At 65.0% G+C, this 18292-nt stretch carries 16 protein-coding genes; 4 read left to right on the forward strand and 12 right to left on the reverse strand.

What is annotated here, in order from left to right:
- Positions 1-126: 126 nt before the first annotated feature.
- From purH to htpX, 4 genes are all read right to left on the reverse strand, one after another.
- A complete protein-coding gene (gene purH / locus ORS3428_RS10180) occupies positions 127-1743 on the reverse strand; it encodes a bifunctional phosphoribosylaminoimidazolecarboxamide formyltransferase/IMP cyclohydrolase (protein WP_071097037.1) in 1617 nt (538 codons plus the stop codon).
- Between the two features lie 98 nt (positions 1744-1841).
- Positions 1842-3566, reverse strand: a complete 1725-nt coding sequence (locus ORS3428_RS10185) for a heparinase II/III family protein (protein ID WP_071097039.1) — start codon at positions 3564-3566, stop codon at positions 1842-1844.
- A gap of 143 nt (positions 3567-3709) precedes the next feature.
- Positions 3710-5092, reverse strand: a complete 1383-nt coding sequence (locus tag ORS3428_RS10190; RefSeq protein WP_083355083.1) for an RsmB/NOP family class I SAM-dependent RNA methyltransferase — start codon at positions 5090-5092, stop codon at positions 3710-3712.
- Positions 5083-6117, reverse strand: a complete 1035-nt coding sequence (gene htpX, locus ORS3428_RS10195; protein ID WP_071097041.1) for a zinc metalloprotease HtpX — start codon at positions 6115-6117, stop codon at positions 5083-5085. Before htpX ends, ORS3428_RS10190 begins: the two co-directional genes overlap by 10 nt.
- Before the next feature lie 121 nt (positions 6118-6238).
- Here htpX and ORS3428_RS10200 point away from each other — a divergent pair, with 121 nt between their 5' ends.
- Entirely contained in the window at positions 6239-6457 is a 219-nt protein-coding gene (locus ORS3428_RS10200) for a DUF1674 domain-containing protein (RefSeq protein WP_071097043.1), read from the forward strand.
- A gap of 6 nt (positions 6458-6463) precedes the next feature.
- On the opposite strand, the gene ORS3428_RS10205 is transcribed toward ORS3428_RS10200, so the two are convergent.
- A complete protein-coding gene (locus ORS3428_RS10205; protein ID WP_071097045.1) occupies positions 6464-7129 on the reverse strand; it encodes an HAD-IA family hydrolase in 666 nt (221 codons plus the stop codon).
- Between the two features lie 580 nt (positions 7130-7709).
- On the opposite strand from ORS3428_RS10205, the gene ORS3428_RS10210 reads away from it, so the two are divergent.
- Entirely contained in the window at positions 7710-8978 is a 1269-nt protein-coding gene (locus ORS3428_RS10210) for an SAM-dependent methyltransferase (protein WP_071097047.1), read from the forward strand.
- Between the two features lie 27 nt (positions 8979-9005).
- Here ORS3428_RS10210 and ORS3428_RS10215 read toward each other — a convergent pair whose 3' ends face one another.
- The gene (locus ORS3428_RS10215; RefSeq protein ID WP_071097050.1) at positions 9006-9746 is read right to left on the reverse strand and encodes an MOSC domain-containing protein; all 741 of its coding nucleotides are present in this window, start codon (positions 9744-9746) and stop codon (positions 9006-9008) included.
- Positions 9746-11701 (reverse strand): acetate--CoA ligase, encoded by a 1956-nt coding sequence (gene acs / locus ORS3428_RS10220; protein WP_071097052.1) that lies wholly within the window; start codon positions 11699-11701, stop codon positions 9746-9748. The genes ORS3428_RS10215 and acs overlap by 1 nt, the downstream gene beginning before the upstream one ends.
- Positions 11702-12007: 306 nt before the next feature.
- Between acs and ORS3428_RS10225 the strand changes: the two genes are divergently transcribed.
- The gene (locus tag ORS3428_RS10225) at positions 12008-12280 is read left to right on the forward strand and encodes an usg protein (RefSeq protein WP_071097055.1); all 273 of its coding nucleotides are present in this window, start codon (positions 12008-12010) and stop codon (positions 12278-12280) included.
- A 35-nt stretch (positions 12281-12315) separates the two neighbouring features.
- Here ORS3428_RS10225 and ORS3428_RS10230 read toward each other — a convergent pair whose 3' ends face one another.
- On the reverse strand, positions 12316-13350 hold the full coding sequence (locus tag ORS3428_RS10230) for an aldo/keto reductase (RefSeq protein ID WP_071097057.1): 1035 nt from the start codon (positions 13348-13350) through the stop codon (positions 12316-12318).
- Positions 13351-13399: 49 nt separating this feature from the next.
- Complete coding sequence (locus ORS3428_RS10235) at positions 13400-14587, reverse strand: MFS transporter (protein ID WP_071097061.1); 1188 nt, start codon at positions 14585-14587, stop codon at positions 13400-13402.
- Positions 14588-14712: 125 nt separating this feature from the next.
- On the opposite strand from ORS3428_RS10235, the gene ORS3428_RS10240 reads away from it, so the two are divergent.
- Complete coding sequence (locus ORS3428_RS10240; RefSeq protein ID WP_071097063.1) at positions 14713-15618, forward strand: LysR family transcriptional regulator; 906 nt, start codon at positions 14713-14715, stop codon at positions 15616-15618.
- Between the two features lie 98 nt (positions 15619-15716).
- On the opposite strand, the gene ORS3428_RS10245 is transcribed toward ORS3428_RS10240, so the two are convergent.
- The 3 genes from ORS3428_RS10245 to ORS3428_RS10255 all read right to left on the reverse strand — a co-directional run bounded on the left by ORS3428_RS10245 (position 15717) and on the right by ORS3428_RS10255 (position 18151).
- Positions 15717-16766, reverse strand: a complete 1050-nt coding sequence (locus ORS3428_RS10245; RefSeq protein ID WP_071097065.1) for an aldo/keto reductase — start codon at positions 16764-16766, stop codon at positions 15717-15719.
- A gap of 157 nt (positions 16767-16923) precedes the next feature.
- On the reverse strand, positions 16924-17280 hold the full coding sequence (locus ORS3428_RS10250) for a hypothetical protein (RefSeq protein ID WP_131802876.1): 357 nt from the start codon (positions 17278-17280) through the stop codon (positions 16924-16926).
- Positions 17281-17470: 190 nt separating this feature from the next.
- Positions 17471-18151 carry a YggS family pyridoxal phosphate-dependent enzyme gene (locus tag ORS3428_RS10255; RefSeq protein ID WP_071097095.1) on the reverse strand — a complete coding sequence of 227 codons (681 nt, stop codon included), beginning with the start codon at positions 18149-18151 and terminating at the stop codon, positions 17471-17473.
- Positions 18152-18292 lie beyond the last annotated feature (141 nt).

The following is an 18292-nucleotide window of genomic DNA, read 5'->3' on the forward strand; positions in this document are numbered from 1 at the left end:
ACCCTCCCCCTTGTGGGGAGGGTCGATCCGCGAAGCGGAGCGGGGTGGGGGGCAGCGCCATCACCCCGCCTCGGTGCGCTCGCAAGCGAGCGCACCGACCCTCCCCATCGAGGGGCGGGTAAGGCGCTAGTGCCTGAAATGCCTCACCCCGGTGAACACCATGGCGATGCGGTGCTCGTCGGCAGCGGCGATGACGTCGTCGTCGCGCATCGAGCCGCCGGGCTGGATCACAGCGCTAGCGCCGGCTTCGATCGCTGACAGCAAGCCGTCAGCGAAGGGGAAGAAGGCGTCGGAAGCGACCACCGAACCCTTGGTCAGCGGTTCGGCCAGGCCGGCAGCCTCCGCCGCGTCCAGCGCCTTGCGGGCGGCGATGCGCGAGGAATCGACGCGGCTCATCTGGCCGGCACCGATGCCGACGGTGGCACCGTCCTTCACATAGACGATGGCGTTCGACTTGACGTGCTTGGCGACGCGGAAGGCGAATTTGAGGTCGGCCAGCTCGGCCGGCGTCGGCGCGCGCTTCGTCACCACCTTCAGCTCGAGATCGTCGACCACCGCATTGTCGCGACCCTGGACCAGGAGGCCGCCGGCCACCGATTTCACCGTCGTGCCCGCGGCGCGCGGGTCGGGCAGGCCGCCGGTGACCAGAAGGCGCAGGTTCTTCTTCGCCGCGACAATCGCCGCCGCCTCGTCGGTTGCGTCGGGCGCAATGATCACTTCGGTAAAGGTTTTGACGATCTCTTCCGCCGCCTCGGCATCGAGGATGCGGTTCATGGCGACGATGCCGCCGAAGGCCGAGACCGGGTCGCAGGCCAGCGCCTTGACGTAGGCCGCCTTCAGCGTTTCGCCCTCGGCGACCCCGCAGGGATTGGCATGCTTGATGATGGCGATCGCCGCTGAATGCGCCGGATCGAATTCGCCGACCAGCTCGAAGGCGGCGTCGGTGTCGTTGATGTTGTTGTAGGACAGCTGCTTGCCCTGCAGCTGCCTTGCCGTCGCCACGCCCGGCCGCTTGTCGCCCRAAAGATAGAAGCCGGCGCCCTGATGAGGATTCTCGCCATAGCGCATGACCTGGTCGAGGCGGCCGCCGAAGGCGCGCCAGGTCGGATGCTCGATCTCGAGTGCCTCGGCGAACCAGCCCGAGATCGCCGCATCATAGGTCGCGGTGCGGGCAAAGGCCTTGGCCGCCAGCTTCTTGCGGAAATCGAGCGACAGGGAACCCAGATTCATCTCCAGCGCGTTGAGCACCGCCGCATAGTCGTCCGGGTCGGTGACGATGGCGACATAGGCATGGTTCTTGGCCGCGGCGCGGATCATTGCCGGCCCGCCGATGTCGATATTCTCGACGATCGAGGCGTAGCCGGCGCCTGAGCGGCGGACTTCCTCGAACGGGTAGAGGTTGGAGACGACGAGGTCGATCGGCTCGATACGATGGTCGCGCATGGCCTTCGCGTGGTCGGGGTCGTCGCGGATACCGAGCAGGGCGCCATGCACCGACGGRTGCAAGGTCTTGACGCGGCCATCCATGATCTCGGGAAAGCCGGTCAGCTCCGAAACGTCGCGGACGCCAAGRCCGGCCCCGGCGATTTCCTTCGCGGTGCCGCCGGTGGAGACCAACTCGACGCCGGCTACGGCCAGCGCTTTGGCGAAGTCGACCAGGCCGGTCTTGTCGAAGACGGAAAGCAGCGCGCGGCGAACCGGAACGAGGTCGGGTGCCGGAATGTTCTTGGCTGGGATGGCCATGGGCTGACGACCTTTCGAGGCTTGGTTGGGAAACGTTCGCGGGCCCTAGCATATGAGGCCCGGAAATCAAGCGCGCAGCTCGCGTTGTCGATGGCGTCTCAGTTATTGTCGGGATAGCCGGTGATGTCGGTGCGCGTCAGCTGCCAATGCACTTCGGCGATCTCCGAGGCCTTGAAGGCAAGCACGATCTGCCGTGTGCGACGCGGCYCGCCGAGCCCGGCGAAATAGATCGATTCCTCGACCTCCGGAGCCACTTCCACGCAGGTGAATACCCAGGTGTCGCCTTGYGCGGCTGCGAGCATCAGGCGCTCCTGCTCGTCCTGCAGCAGGCTGATGTCGGGATGAATGTGGAAGCGCACGGTGATGAAATCGCGGCCGTTGTTGCGGATCGCGGCACCCCCGGGACGCAGTAATCGGTCGCGGCCGGCGAGCACATTGCCGTTGGTCGTCAGCTTCAGCTCGCGCTCATGCAGGAAGCCGAAGCGCGTCAGATAGCCGTCGTGGCGGGCGACAAAGCCGTGCACGCCCTTCTGGTCGATGCGCTTGCAGGGCACGTGCTGCGGGCCGCCGATCAGCGGCGAGCCGAGCAGGTCGCTGACCCGCAGCGAATGGCTGAAGCGCGCCGAGGACGTGTCGTTGACAGTGGCGGTCGAATGCGCGGCGGTGGCGCGCGCAAGCGGCCGGAATTCCGCGGCGCCATAGGTATCGATGCCAGCATTGACGATGAAGTGCTGGCGGCCGGAGGAAAGCTCGAAGGCGAGGCAGCCGGCATGCGCGGCGTTGGAGACGTCGACAGGCGGCGGCGGGCCGGTATCGGCGATCACCGTCACGCCGCCCATCGACAGGCGCTCATAACCGGAATGCGGCGCATGCAGCAGCGGCGCGCCCACCGTGTCGTCATGGCGCAGGATGGTGGCGATGCGGTCGTGGATCGTGGCGCCCATGCCGTTGAAGCGGGCAAGGCTACCGTCGCCATGGCGGAAGAAGCGCAGCGCCGGYAGCATGCGGTCGATGGCGTTGATCAGCGCCGGCGGCGGCGCCTCGGCCTGGTTGGCATAGGTCTGGCGCAGCGGCAGGAGATCGGCCAGCAATTCCAGCACAGCCATCGGATTGCGCGAGATGTGACCGCCGTCCGGCAGGATCTGGTGGTCGAGCTCTTCTGCAAGGTTGCGCGTCGCGGAGCGGAGCGCGGATGCCGTGGCCGGCAGCGACAGGGCGGCGAAGGCGAGCGCGATGCGGGCGCGCAGCCTGTCCTTGCCGTCCGGCATCTCGCGCGCCATCGACCGCAGATAGCGAATCTGCATGGCGAGCGATCTGAGGAAGGCGCGGTAAAAAGGGAATTCGGCGCCCTGCAACACAACCGAGGAATGCTGCAGCCAGACGATCACCCGCTTGGCCGTCGTGCCGGGCTCCCAGGCGACGCCGGATATCTGGCTGCCGTGCATGGCGATCCAATCGGAGACCAGCGCCCGCGCGTTTGCGGCGGCCAGCTCCGTGCCGGCGGCGCGCATGTGGCGCAGCCAGCGGAAGCCGTGCAGCGACTTCTRCCAGCCGCGATTGGGCACGTCGATCTGAAAGGGCGATTTGCCGCCGGTCTCGACCAAGTGACCTGACAGCGGATAGCGACCATAATAGATCTCCAGCGCGATCTGCGGATCGGCTAGCCGGAGATCCGGAGGCGCGATGAGGACGCGTTCGGGCGTGCGGCCGGAATAACGCCAGCGATAGATGGGGCCGGCGCGCAGGCGCCGGCGCGTCTTGCGCCAGAACTCCCTCGCGACGAGCGTCCAAAGACGCGTCGTGTTGCCGGCAACAAGTGCCAAAACCCCTCCTGAACGTCCGCTACCCCAAGCACAAGCTTATATGATTCAGCGACTATGCGAAGGCGGATTTCGCCGAAGTGAAGTGCTTCACGCGTCGGCACAGGGGCCGTCCCCAAGAAAGTCGGCAAGCCTTGTGGATAATGTTAGCCGACCCTTCTCATCCGCGCCGCGAAGAAGCCGTCCAGGCCCGAAATCCCTGGCGAGCCTAGCACCAGATCGGCAGGCGTGGTGCGCAGCGTGCCTTCGGCCGTGAGGAAGGGATCAAGACCAACGAATTCGCCCGGTTTGATCGGATCGTCGGCCACGTCCGGTGTGTCAGCAAGGAAAGYGCGATGAAGCTCCTCGCCCTCGACGGGGTCGAGCGAACAGTTGGAAAAGACGATGCGGCCGCCGGGTCTGAGGAGAGTAACAGCGTGAGCAAGCAGCCTGCGTTGGAGCGCCGCGAGTTTCTCGACGTCGGCCATGGTCTTTGTCCACGGCACGTCGGGATGCCGGCGCACGGTGCCGGTCGATGAGCAGGGGGCGTCAAGAAGCACGGCGTCGAACAGCTCGGCCGGCCGGTAGGCGAGCAGGTCGGTCTGAACCAGCTCGGCCGACAGGCCGAGACGGTCCAGATTCTGCGCCAGCCTTGCCAGCCGGTTCTTCGAGGTATCGATGGCGCTGACCTTGGCGCCGGCGAGAATAAGCTGCGCCGTCTTGCCGCCGGGAGCTGCGCAAAGATCGGTGATGCGCAGCCCCTCGATGTCGCCGAACAGTCGGRCAGGCAGGCTCGCGGCCGCATCCTGCACCCACCAGGCGCCGTCGGCAAAGCCGGGCAGGTCGACGACGGGGGCCTGCAACTTCTCGACGCGCACCGTGCCGCTGGGCAGCGCTATGCCCCCCAGCTTCTCCGCCCAGAGTGCCGGGTCAGATTTGACGGTGAAGTCGACCGGCGCCTCATGACGATGGGCGGCTAGGATGGCGCGTGCCTTGTCGGCGCCGTAGGCGGCGGTCAGCCGGTCGACGAACCACTGCGGCGCCTCGCTGGTCGCGGCAAGCGCCGGCGCCAGCTCGGCCTCCTTGGCGCGCGCGAGCGAGCGCAGCACGCCGTTGACGAGGCCGGAGAAGCGCAGCGTGCGCGGGTCGAACTTGGCATGGGTTACCGCAAGGTCGACGGCTGYGCTGTCGGGGATATCGAGGAACAGGATCTGTGYCGCCGCCACATGCAGGATGTGCGACAGTGCGGTGGCGTTGGGCGGCAGCGGCTTTTCCAGCCGTTTTGCCAGCAGCCCTGCAATCGTCATGCGGTGACGCAATGCCGTGACCAGGATGGCGCGCACCAGCGCGCGGTCACGACCGTCGAGCGCCTTGTATTGCGGATGGCCGTGCTCGTTGTCGGTCAGTCCGTCGAGYGGCGTGCGGGCATCGATGACGGCGGCGAGCAGCCGTGCGGCCGCCTTGCGCGCGGCAAGGCCGGCGACGGCCTCGTCACCTGCCTTGTTCCGCGCATTGCCTGAAGGGCCACGCCTTGGCGGCCTCACGACCACGGACCCTTGCGCCCGTTACTGCGCGGCCCCGTCGGGTTGCGGCCCCACGGATTTGGCCTCGGCCGAGCCGTTTCCCCCGGTTGCGTAGGCTCCGCARCAGCCTTGCCCCACGGCCCCGCCGGCGGYTCTTCCGCCTCGGCCGGCACCGGTGCTTCGCGCCGCACGGCCTGCGATGCGTCGCCCATCTGACGGGCCATGTGCTGCAAGGCGGCGATGCGGTTCTCGGTGCTCGGATGGGTCGAGAACAGATTGTCCATGCGCTCGCCGGAGAGCGGGTTGATGATGAAGAGATGCGCCATCGCCGGATTGCGCTCCGCGTCCGGGTTCGGGATGCGCTCGGTGCCGCGCGCGATCTTGTCGAGCGCCGAAGCCAGCCACAGCGGATGGCCGCAGATTTCGGCGCCGCGCCGGTCGGCTTCGTATTCGCGGGTGCGGCTTACCGCCATCTRCACGATCATGGCGGCAAAGGGCGCCACGAGCATGGCGACAAGGACGCCGACGAAGCCGAACGGGTTGTTGTTGTCGCGGCTGCCGCCGAAGAAGAAGGCAAAATTACCGAGCATCGAGATCGCGCCGGCAAGGGTCGCGACGATCGTCATGGTTAGCGTGTCGCGGTGCTGCACATGGGCAAGCTCGTGCGCCATCACGGCCGCGACCTCCTCGTCCGAAAGCTGCCGCAACAGGCCCGTCGAAGCCGCCACGGCGGCATTTTCGGGATTGCGGCCGGTGRCAAAGGCGTTGGGCTGCGGCGTGTCGATCTTGTACACTCTTGGCATAGGCAGGTCGGCACGCCGGGCGAGGCCCTGCACAATCTTGTAGTATCTGGGATCGCTCCTCTCATCGACTTCGAAGGCGCCGTTCATCGACAGCACCATCTTGTCGGCATTCCAATAGCCGAACAGGTTCATGCCGGCGGCGATCAAAAGCGCGATCATCATGCCGCCCGTGCCGCCGATCAGAAAGCCGACGCCCATGAACAGYGCCGTCATCGCGGCAAGGAGCATGGCGGTGCRAAGCGTGTTCATCGTCTCTTCCGTCTTGCGTGGTGGCGAATTGGGGTCGATCCCTTCGGCGTCATGGCTATATGATGGGAAAGGCCGGCCCCTGTTTCAATCGGCCCCCGTTTTAATCGGCAAGGCATATCGCATGACCRAACAGCCCAGCAAAACCGAAACCGCCGAAGCCGAAAAGCCGCAAAAGGCATTGACGCCGGCTGCCGAGCGCGCGCTGGCGGAGGCCGAGGCAAGGCGAAAGGCATACCGCGAGGCGGAAGCCCGCCTGCCGAAGGAGATCGGCGGCCGCGGCGGTAAGGAACCCGGCCGCTATGGCGATTGGGAAGTGAAGGGCCTCGCCAGCGACTTCTAACAAGAACTAGGCCGCGTCGCGTTGCGGCTCCATGACAATCCAGCCGTCGTCGTCGGTGGCGATACCGAGCGCATCGTAGGAAACGATGGCGGCGTGCGGCGTCTGCATCGGATGGGCGTGCGTGGCGCTGATCACCATCACCGAGGCGCCGGCAGCTTCGGCCGCGGCGATACCCGCCGGAGCATCCTCGAAGACAAGGCAGTCGCGCGCCTCGACGCCCAGGCGCTTTGCCGCCAGAAGGAAGCAATCCGGCGCCGGCTTGCCGCGGGTGACGTCCTCCGCCGAAACCATCATCGCGGGAAGGGGAATGCCTGCCGCTTGCAAGCGCAGCAGCGCCAGCTCGCGCGGCGCCGAGGTGACGATCGCCCAGCGCTCCGGCGGCAGCGACCTGAGAAACGCCACAGCGCCCGGGAGCGGCACGATGCCGTCGAGGTCCGCCGCCTCGGCCTTCAGCAGCGCATCGGCTTCGACCGCTGGATCGATGCCCGGGAGCTTCAGCGCGGCGATCGTTTCAATCGCCCGCTTGCCATGGATCGTCGGAAGGAAGCTCGTCACGTCGAGACCCTGGCGATTTGCCCACCGCGTCCACACACGCTCGGCTGCCGCGATCGAGTTGAGCACCGTGCCGTCCATGTCGAAAAGGAAGGCGGCGAACTTTCTGCCTGCGAACATCTGTTACCTTGGGATCGTTTCGGGGAGGTGCGAAGCGCGCTTTCCACCGTAGCTTCGCCGGCGGCGCGTGGGAAGGGCAAGTGCCGCAAACGCCGCGCTGAGACTTATTCAGACAATACGCTGTAAATTTTGGTTTTGATGCATGTCGTTCGCCCAAAACCGCTGCGCATTTTTGGGCGACATGCACAAAGAAAAAGGCCGCCTCTTCTCGACGAAGCAGGCGGCCTTCCGTGTTTCCGTCCATGACGCGGCTCATGGCGGCGACCCCATCGGATCACCTGCCGCGCTTCTCGCGCCTAACGGGAAGACTGCTCCCCGAAAGTGCAATCCGCTGAGCTCACGTTATGGAAAACGAAATCACTCGACATCGGATCACCTCCTTTCGATTGGTTGAACACGCCCCAGAGAATGGGGTGCATCGCAGCAAATGACAAGGTGCCGCTACGGAATGGCCAAGTCGCAGGGTGGGAAATTCCGCCTCTGGTGTTTCGGCGCAACAGATCGGGATTGCACCCAGCGGGCCAATTGAACAACAGTGTCCTGCAGGCAAGAGGCGTCCTCGACACATCGGGAGGTGGGAATGAATGCCGCCGACAGAGCCGTGCGGATCGTGCGAACGGTGGTCGAGACGCTGAAGCCGGGCTTCGYGGTCAGGCTGTGGACGGGCGAGCGGATCGGTCCTCCCGACGGTCCCGTGCTCGCCATCAACGATCAGGATATCGTCTGGCAGCTGGTTCGCCGGCCGACATTCTCGACGCTGGTCGAGATGTGGATTTCCAAGACCGTCGACATCGAAGAGGGGTCGCTGTTCGATTTCTATGGCGTGCCCTCCCAGGGCAAGCTCAAGACGAAGCTCAGATCATTGCCCAAGCTGGCGATCATGCGCGATCTGCCGGYGGTGCTCCTTTCGCGCAAGCAGATGACGGCGCGCAGCGACCTTTCCGGGCGCAATCCTTATGTCAGCGGGTCGAACAAGGAAGCGATCCAGCATCACTACGACATCTCGAATGMCTTCTATCGCCTCTTCCTCGACGAGCGCATGGTCTATAGCTGCGGCTACTTCAAGGATTTCGCCAACGGGATCGATCAGGCGCAATTCGACAAGCTCGACCATATCTGCCGCAAGCTCAGGCTGAAGCCCGGCGAAAAGCTGCTCGATATCGGCTGCGGCTGGGGCGCGATGCTCATCCATGCGGCGAAGAATTACGGCGTCGTCGGCCACGGCGTCTCGCTGTCGCAAGCCCAGACGGACCTTGCCCGCGAGCGTATCCGGGCCGAGGGTCTCGAGGACCGGATCACCATCGAGCTGAAATCCTATGCCGAGCTCTCCGGCGCTTTCGACAAGATATCGTCTATCGGCATGTTCGAGCATCTGGGCCTTGCCAATCACGACGCCTACTTCTCGGCCGTCCATCGTCTGCTCAAGCCGGGCGGCATCTATCTGCACCACGCCATCACCAGACGCAGCAAGGGCGACATCCGCAAGACACTGCGCAAGGGGCCGGAATACAAGGCGCTGATCAAATACATCTTTCCCGGCGGCGAGCTCGACACGATCGGTATGACGCTCGGCAATCTCGAGGCGCATGGCTTTCTCGTCCATGATGTCGAGAACCTTCGCGAGCACTATCAGCRCACCTGCCGCCTGTGGGCGGAGCGTCTGCATGCACGCTTCGAGGAGGCGATCGCCGAGGTGGGCGAGGCGAAGGCGCGGCTTTGGCTGCTCTATCTCACCGGCTGCTCGATCGCCTTCGAGCGCGCCTCGGCGCAGATCTTTCAGACAGTGGCCACCAAGCGCGCGCGGGGGCCAAGCGGTCTGCCGCCGACGCGGGCTGATCTTTATCGGTAGAGATGGCGAATCTGCGGGGCTGACAGCTCAGACGAAGCGCATCGGCGCGCCGATCTCCACGCGCGCCGGCCGGTCGACGGTGCAGTAGACGCCGAGATTGTGCGCATTGTGGCGCACGAGGTTGCGCAGGATGCCGGGATCGTTGTCGAAGCCGTCCTGGGCGATAATCGTGAAGCCRCAGCGGCGGCAAGGCTCCGCGATCGTCAGCAGCAGATCGCCGACCGCGAGCTTGCGGCCGATCCATTCCGTCTCCGGGAAGGAACCTTCGACCGGCTCCATATCGACGACGATGTTGGGGCGGAAACGGCGCGGATCGGGCGTGCCTTCCGGATGCAGCGCCTTCAGCCGCGCCAGAGAGGCGGTGGTGAGCAGATGGATTGGCGTCCTTGCGTAACGCTCGACGGTCAGCGGCCCCTTATAGCCCGCCGCGTTCTCGCGAGAGTAAGGTCGGATCGAAGTCTCAAAGCCGAGGAAAGCGGATACTGCGGCGTCGCTCTGCGGGTCGGGCGCCGGCAGCCAGGCGCCGCCCGGCACGGCAACTTCGAGCCGGCGATCTTCGGTCAATCGGGCGCGGATCAGCGGCACCTTGTGCCATTTCGGGTCGCGGTCGGGGCGGGCGATCTCGCCGTCCGAAGCATCGACCAATCCGAACAGGCGGTCACCGTCAACTGTTGCCGGTCCGACGGAAACGGCCTCGAGACGCTCGCCGGCGAGCGAGCTCGCCGGATAGCGCCAGAGCTGGCCGACGGTGCCGAGTGCCTCGCTCATCAGCCCTTTTTGTTCTGCCGGTTTGCGACGAGGTCGTCGACGACGGCCGGATCGGCAAGCGTCGAAGTGTCGCCGAGCGAGCCGTAATCGTCCTCGGCGATCTTGCGCAGGATTCGCCGCATGATCTTGCCCGAACGGGTCTTCGGCAGGCCCGGCGCGAACTGGATCTTGTCCGGCGTGGCGATAGCGCCGATCTCCTTGCGGACATGGGCGACGAGCTCCTTGCGGAGGTCCTCGCTCGATGGGGTGCCGGCCATCAGCGTGACGTAGCAGTAGATGCCTTGCCCCTTGATGTCGTGCGGATAGCCGACGACGGCGGCCTCCGAAACCTTGTCGTGRCTGACCAGCGCCGATTCCACTTCCGCCGTGCCCATCCGGTGGCCGGACACGTTGATGACGTCGTCGACGCGGCCGGTGATCCAGTAATAGCCGTCCTCGTCGCGGCGRCAGCCGTCGCCGGTGAAGTACTTGCCCTTGTAGGTCGAGAAATAGGTCTGCACGAAACGGTCGTGGTCGCCATAGACAGTGCGCATCTGGCCGGGCCAGGAATCGGCGATGCAAAGATTGCCGTCGGYCGCACCTTCCAGGACCTTGCCCTCGCCGTCGACCAGTTGYGKYCTGACGCCGAAGAAGGGCCGCGTCGCGGAACCCGCCTTGAGGTCGGTGGCGCCGGGCAGCGGCGTGATCAGGATGCCGCCGGTCTCGGTCTGCCACCAGGTGTCGACGATCGGCACCTTGGCGTTGCCGACGACGTTGAAATACCACTCCCAGGCTTCCGGATTGATCGGCTCGCCGACGGTGCCCAGCACGCGCAGCGACTTGCGCGAGGTCTTCTTCACATGGCTGTCCCCGGCGCCCATCAGCGCGCGCAGCGCCGTCGGTGCGGTGTAGAAGATGTTGACCTTGTACTTGTCGATGACTTCCCAGAAGCGCGACTGCGACGGGTAGTTCGRCACGCYCTCGAACATCAGCGTGGTGGCGCCGTTGGCGAGCGGCCCGTAGACAATATAGCTGTGGCCCGTGACCCAGCCGACATCGGCGGTGCACCAGTAGATGTCGCCGTCATGGTAATCGAAGACGAATTGGTGCGTCATCGAGACATAGACGAGATAGCCGGCGGTGGTGTGCAGCACGCCCTTCGGCTTGCCGGTCGAGCCCGAGGTGTAGAGGATGAAGAGCGGATCCTCCGCCTTCATCTTCTCGGGCTTGCACTCGGCCTTAACGGTCGCCGCCTCCTCGTGGTACCAGACGTCGCGCCCCGGCAGCCAGCCGGTCTTGCCGCCGGTGCGGCGCACGACGATCACCTTCTCGACCTTGGTACCGGCCCTGGCAGCGATGTCGATCGCCTTGTCAGTGTTGTCCTTCAGCGGGATCGGCTTGCCGCCGCGCAGGCCCTCGTCGGCGGTGATCACGATGGTCGACTTGCAGTCGTCTATGCGCCCGGCCAGGGCGTCGGGCGAAAAGCCGCCGAAGACGACCGAGTGGATGGCGCCGATGYGCGTGCAGGCGAGCATGGCGTAGGCCGTTTCCGGGATCATCGGCATGTAGATGGTGACGCGGTCGCCCTTCTTGACGCCGTRCTTCTTCAGCACATTGGCGAAGCGGCAGACATGCGCATAAAGCTCGTTATAGGTGATCTTCCGGTCGTCATAGGGGTTGTCGCCCTCCCAGATGATGGCGGTCTGGTCGCCACGCTTCTTCAAATGCCGGTCGATGCAATTGTAGGAAACGTTGGTCTGGCCGTCCTCGAACCACTTGATCGAAACCTTGCCGTCGAAGGAGGTGTTCTTGACCTTGGTGAAGGGCTTGAACCAGTCGATGCGCTTGCCATGCTTGGCCCAGAACTTGTCCGGATTTTTTACGCTGTCGGCATACCATTTGAGATAGGCGTCGTTGTCGATCAGCGCGTTCTTCTTCCACGCCGGCTGGACGCGGTGGACATGAACATCGGACATTCCTTGCTTTCCTCCCGAACCCGTTCGCCGGATTGGATTGCCGGCGGCTTCGCGGCAATCGGGCCGCGAATTCGCGGGCATTATTAACAGTTCCGCGCGGACGGCAACATTAGACGTTGGATTCGCGTGGTGGGATGCCGCAGGGCAATCGCAAAATGCTGTCAGCACTCGCCGCCTGTCGCTGCTAACCAACTGTTTTGGCGAAGGAAATGCCTGTGAGGATCAGCAAAAATCAATAGACAGTTAAGCAACTAAGCGCAGAATCGGACGTTGGGAGGAAACGAGTTCGACCCCAAAGGGAACGCTATGCTCGACAATTCCGAAATGGAGCTGATGCTCAGGGGCTATGGGCTGACCACGGCCAAGATTCTCTATCACCTTCCCGATCACCCGCATCTGCTGCAGAGCTACATCTGGCAGGACTACGATATCGCGCCGAAATTTCCGGTGCTGATCCGCTTCATCGAATTCTGGAAGTCCAAGCTCGACGGCCCGCTGCATTCGGTCACCTACACGCACCAGAAGCTGATCGCGCCGAACGAGTGGCGGAAGGTGGACGGCGAATTTCTGCTCCACTGACCGGCGGCACACCGCCGATCAGTGGATCCTCAATTTCAGACCGCCGGCGGGTTCAGCCGGGCGAATCCTTCCTGGCGGCGATAAGGGAAGTAGGGATAGGGCKCGGTCACCGCGCTTGCTTCGTCGAGCGCCTTCATCTGCCCGGGCGTCAATCTCCAACCGACGGCGCCGAGGTTCTGGCCCAGTTGTTCTTCGTTGCGCGCGCCGATGATGACTGACGACACGGTCGGCCGCTGCAGCAGCCAGTTGATGGCGACTTGCGGCACGGTCTTGCCGGTTTCGGCGGCGACGGCTTCGAGCGCATCGACAACCCGGTAGAGGTGCTCGTCCTCGACCGGCGGGCCGAAGCTCGCTGTGTCGTGCAGCCGGCTCTTTTCAGGCAGCGGCTGGCCGCGGCGGATCTTGCCGGTCAATCGGCCCCAGCCGAGCGGGCTCCACACCAGCGCGCCGACGCCCTGGTCAAGGCCGAGCGGCATCAACTCCCATTCATAGTCGCGCCCGACCAGCGAATAATAGACCTGATGCGCGACGTAGCGCGGATAGCCGTGCTTTTCCGCCAGGCCAAGCGACTTCATCACCTGCCAGCCGGAGAAGTTGGAAACGCCGACATAGCGCAGCTTGCCCGAGCGCACGAGGTCGTCCAGCGTCGACAGCACCTCCTCGATCGGTGTCGCCGCGTCGAAGGCGTGGAGCTGCAAGAGGTCGATGTAATCGGTGCCGAGACGCTTCAGCGCCTCGTCCACGGACCGGATCAGGCGCGAGCGCGACGAGCCGTAATCGGCCGGTCCGTCGCCCATCGGCAGCGCGGTCTTGGTCGAGATCAGTACGGCGTCGCGGCGGCCCTTGATCGCCTCGCCCAACACCTGCTCCGACGCGCCGTTCGAATAGACGTCGGCCGTGTCGAAAAGATTGACGCCGGCCTCCAGGCAGATGTCGACCAGCCGGCGCGCCTCCCTTGCGCCGCTGTTGCCCCAGGCACCGAACAGCGGCCCGGAACCACCGAAGGTTCCGGCGCCGAAGGAAAGCGCCGGCACTTTCAGGCCGGAAGCGCCAAGACGTCGATGTTCCATGATTGTCCTCCTTGGGATGTCGAGAGGGTGTCGAGACGGATGAGATTGATCAGCACTGGGCCGTGGTGGCCGGCGTGGCGATCGGGCGGCCGCGCTCAAGGCGCAGCGCTAGAAGCACCACAGCGAGTACTGCGAGCGGCACGAGGCCCGCGACGAAGGTGACGGCGCCGAGGCCGGGACCGCGGTCGATGACGAAGCCGCCGAGCCAGGCGCCAATAGCGTTGCCAAGGTTGAAGGCGGCGATGTTGAAGGACGAGGCGAGGCCCTGGCCGGCGCCCTTGGCCTTCTCCAGCACCCATATCTGCAGCGGCGCGACGGTCGCGAAAGCGGCCGCGCCCAACAGGCCGACGGCGACGATTGCCGCGATCGGTTGATGCATGGCGGCGGTCATGACGAGCAGCACAGCTGAAAGCGCGACCAGCGTGCCGATGACCGTCGGCACCGGATGCCGGTCGGCGAGGCGTCCGCCGAGCAGGTTGCCCGCGACAAGCCCGCCGCCGAAGACGAGCAGGATCGGCGATACTGCGGCTTCGGAGAAGCCGCTGATCCGGGTGAGGAGCGGGGCCAGATAGGTGAAGGCGGCAAAGACGCCGACCCAGCTCAGCACCGTGGTCAACAGGCCGAGCAGCACCGGCCGGCGGGCCAGCACGGCAAGCTCGGCTTCGGAACTCTCGTCGTTCGCGGCAACCGGCTCGTCGCGCGGCACCAGCAGCGCGATGACGGCAAAGGCGACGAGGCCGACCAGCGTGACGGCCAGGAAGGTCGAGCGCCAACCATAGGCCTGGCCGAGCCAGGTGCCGAACGGCACGCCGAGGATGTTGGCGACGGTGAGCCCGGTGAACATCAACGCGATCGCCGAGGCCTTCCGGTTGGGCGCGACGAGGCTGGTGGCGACGACGGAGCCGACGCCGAAGAAAGAGGCGTGGGCGAAGGCGGTCAGCACGCGCGCCGCCATCAGTGTCCAGTAGTCGGGGGCCAGCGCACAGGCGAGGTTGCCGACGGTGAAGACCACCATCAGCGCAAGCAGAAGCGTCTTCTTCGCCAGGCGGCCGGCGAGCGCGCCAAGCAGTGGCGCGCCGACGACGACGCCAAGCGCATAGCCGGAAATGAGCAGGCCCGCGGCCGAGATCGAGACGCCGAGATCGGCGCTGACATCGAGCAGCAGGCCCATGATGACGAATTCGGTGACACCGATGCCGAAAGCGCCGGCGGTGAGAGCGTAGAGAGCGAGTGGCATTGGCGGTGGTCCGTTCTGATCAGCAGTAAGACGCCGTTCCCGCGCCCCCGGACCGGAACATCGTGATCCGCCAAGCTGTGAACCAGCCTTGCGCAAGGCACATTTTCTGTGAAATGGATTCACGAATGGCGAGGCCCGAAATCAACCGCTCCGGCGAGATCGAAGTGTTCGTCCGCGTTGTCGAGGCCGGCAGTTTTTCGGCCGCGGCGCGGCGGCTGCGCATGACGCCGTCGGCGGTGAGCAAGCTGATCGCGCGGCTGGAGGCGCGGCTTGGCGCAAGGCTCATCAGCCGCTCGACGCGCCGGCTGCAGCTGACCCCGGAAGGAGCGGCTTTCCATGATAATGGCGTGCGCATCCTTGCGGATCTCGATGCCGCCGAGCGCGAAGCGGCGGCCGGTGCCGCGCCGCGCGGGCGGCTGAGGGTCAACAGCTACGTGCCGTTCGGCCAGCACCGGCTGATCCCGCTTCTGCCGCGCTTCCTCGAGCGCTATCCGGAAATCTCGGTCGAGGCGGTTCTGACCGACAGCGTCATCGATCTCATGGAAGAGCGCGCCGACGTCGCCATCCGCGCCGGCCCGCTTCGCGAATCACGTCTGGTGGCGCGCAAGCTCGGYGAGACCCGGATGGCCGTGGTCGCGGCGCCCTCCTATCTCGAAGCGCGCGGCACGCCACGCACGCCCGCCGACCTCAGCCGCCACAATCTGCTCGCCTTCGGCTTCGCGCGGCATATCGACGGCTGGCCGTTCGCCACTGCCGCAGGCGCACCGATCGTCGTTCCCGTTGCCGGAAACGCGACGGTGAGCGACGGCGAAGCGATGCGGCTGACGGCGCTTTCGGGAGCCGGAATCGCACGCCTGGCGCGCTGGCATGTCGAGCCCGACATTGTTGCCGGGCGGCTGGTGCCGCTGCTGGAAGAGTTCAATCCCGGCGACGAGGAGCCGACGCACGCCGTCTATGTCGGCCAGGGCAAGCATCTGCCGGCCAGGGTGAGGGCCTTTCTCGATTTTCTCGCCGAGACCGTGCGCCTTTGACCATTCCCTTTACTCAGTTTCGGACGCAAAACCGCGGCAGACTTTCGAAAAAAGCCGCGCGCCCGAAGGACGCGCGGCGAAAGATTGGCCTGTATTGACTACGCCTTCGGCACGAAAGGCGCCGGACGCCGGCCGGCGCCTTGCCGCTCCAGCATCCAGCCGGGATATTCGGAAGGCAGCGCGCTCACTTCGTCCAGCCGCGCGAGGTCTTCGGCGTCCAGCTTCAACGCCGTGGCGGCGAGATTCTGTTCGAGCTGGTCCATGCGGCTGGCGCCGATGAGGACGCTCATCACGAAGGGTTTGGCCAGTACATAGCCCAGCGCCACGGTGGCGACGCTGACATCATGCTTTTTGGCGATCTCGCGCATCACGGCGACCGCTCCCCAGGCGCGGTCCTCGTTGACCGGCGGGAAGTTGAAATTGGCGCGGCGGCCTTCGCCATTGCCCGGCGCGCCCGGGCCGTATTTGCCCGAGAGCAGCCCGCCCGCCATAGGCGACCAGACCATCAGGCCGAGCTTTTCCTCGTTGAGCAGCGGCACGATCTCGCGCTCGAGATCGCGGCCGGCAATCGAGTAGTAGGACTGAACCGTCTCGAAGCGGGCGTAATCCTTGCGCTCGGCAATGCCGAGCGCCTTCGCGATGCGCCAGGCCTGCCAGTTGGAGACGCCGACATAACGAACCTTGCCGCTGGAGACGAGGTCGTCGAGCGCCCTCAGCGTCTCGTCGATCGGCGTCACGGAGTCGGTGCCGTGCAACTGGTAAAGATCGATATGATCGGTTTGCAGCCGCTCGAGGCTGCCGTCGATCGAATCCATGATGTGGCCACGCGACGAGCCGCGTTGGTTGGGGCCTTCGCCCATGACGCCGTGCACCTTGGTGGCGATGATGACGTCCGAGCGTTTGACGCCCAGGTCCTTGAGCGACTGGCCGAGCAGCCGCTCCGACGCGCCGAAGGAGTAGACGTCGGCGGTGTCGAAGAAATTGACGCCGGCAGYGATCGAGCGGCCGACGATATCGTTGACGCCYTTCTGGTCGAGGCTGGCGATGAGACCCCATTGGGCGTTCTCGCCGGCTGTGCCGAAGGTCATGGTGCCGAGGCAGAGTTCGGAGACGAACATGCCGGTGTTGCCAAGCTGGTTGTAGCGCATGGTGGATTTCCCGAGAGAAGGAATTGAAGAAGGATTGGTGACACGTTTCAGTGACACGGTGGAAATAGGAACGGGCCGTTTCGTTTCAAGCGCTGGCGCAGCGATATCGTCCTACTGGCCGGGCCGGTAACGAGATCGTGACGAAGGGCCGGATCGCTCAGCTTTCCACGAGGGCGAGGATCGCGAACGCCGTCATGCCGAACGCGACGGCGGCGAGAGGCAGGAGAATTTCGATCGTCGCGGTGCTGGCTTTCACCGGACGTTCGCCGGTGTCGAATTCGCCGGCAATCCAGTCGGGGAAATCCTTGGCCGCGCCGGGACGGCTGATCCGGTGATGACGCCACACGCGGCCCGCGATAGCCGGCAGCGCYACCGACATCACGATGAACCCCGTCACGACGAAAAGCAGATATTCGTCATAGCCGCCGGCGAAGCCGATCCAGGCCGATAGCGCATAGCAGGCCGCAAGCCCCGCCATGGCGTAGTAGACCCATCGGTGCAGCCCGCGGGACACTTTCCGGTCGTTTGTGATTTCTCGGTCGTGGCGTGTGCGTGTCATAGGACCTCCTTTGTGTTCAAAGGAGCCGCTCGCTCGTTCCTCCACTCGCAGGTAGCGAGCCGACCTGGAGCTACAATGCGGTGGTGTGACGCGCCTGTTTTTAACCGATTGTTTTTCCACGCAATTCCGAGCGTAAAAGCGCCATTCACTTTTGTGATTGGTAGGCGCGGCCGCCGAAGATCGCCGTTCCCACCCTGACGCTGGTCGCGCCGAAGGCGATCGCCGTCTCATAGTCGCCGGACATGCCCATCGAGAGTTTTTCGACGCCGGCTTCGCGGGCGATCTTTTCCAACAGCGCGAAATGCGGGCCGGGGTTCTCGTCGGCCGGGGGAATGCACATCAGCCCTTCGATGGCGAGGCCATGCACCTCGCGGCAGCGCTTGACGAAGGCGACGGCCTCGCGCGGCTCGATGCCGGCCTTCTGCGGCTCGGAGCCGGTGTTGACCTCGACATAGAGCTTCAGCGAGCGGCCTTGCTTGGCCATCTCCTTCGCAAGTTCAGCGGCGATCTTCTCGCGGTCGACCGTCTCGATGACGTCGAAAAGCGCCACCGCTTCCTTGGTCTTGTTGGACTGCAGCGAGCCGATCAGGTGGAGCTCGAGATCGGGAAACGCCTCCCTCAGCGCCGGCCATTTGCCTTGAGCTTCCTGGACGCGGTTCTCGCCGAAAATGCGCTGGCCGGCCTCCAGAACCGGCTGGATCTCGCCGGCCGAAAAGGTTTTCGACACCGCGACCAGCGTAACGGCGTCGGGGCCTCGCTTGGCCTCCCGCTCGGCGGCCGCAATCCTCGTTTTGACCTCGAGAAGCTGCTCAACGGCACTCGTCATGCCCATATCCTGCCTATAGTTTTAGCACCAACGCCGGATCGCCGCAGTTGACGGGTCCGGCAATCCATGGTGAACACCGCGACGACATTTTCCAAGGCCGCTGGCCTGGCGCCGCGTCCCTGCTTTTAAGTGAAAAACATC

The organism is Mesorhizobium sp. ORS 3428, from assembly GCF_001854785.1.
Taxonomy (GTDB): Bacteria; Pseudomonadota; Alphaproteobacteria; order Rhizobiales; family Rhizobiaceae; genus Mesorhizobium.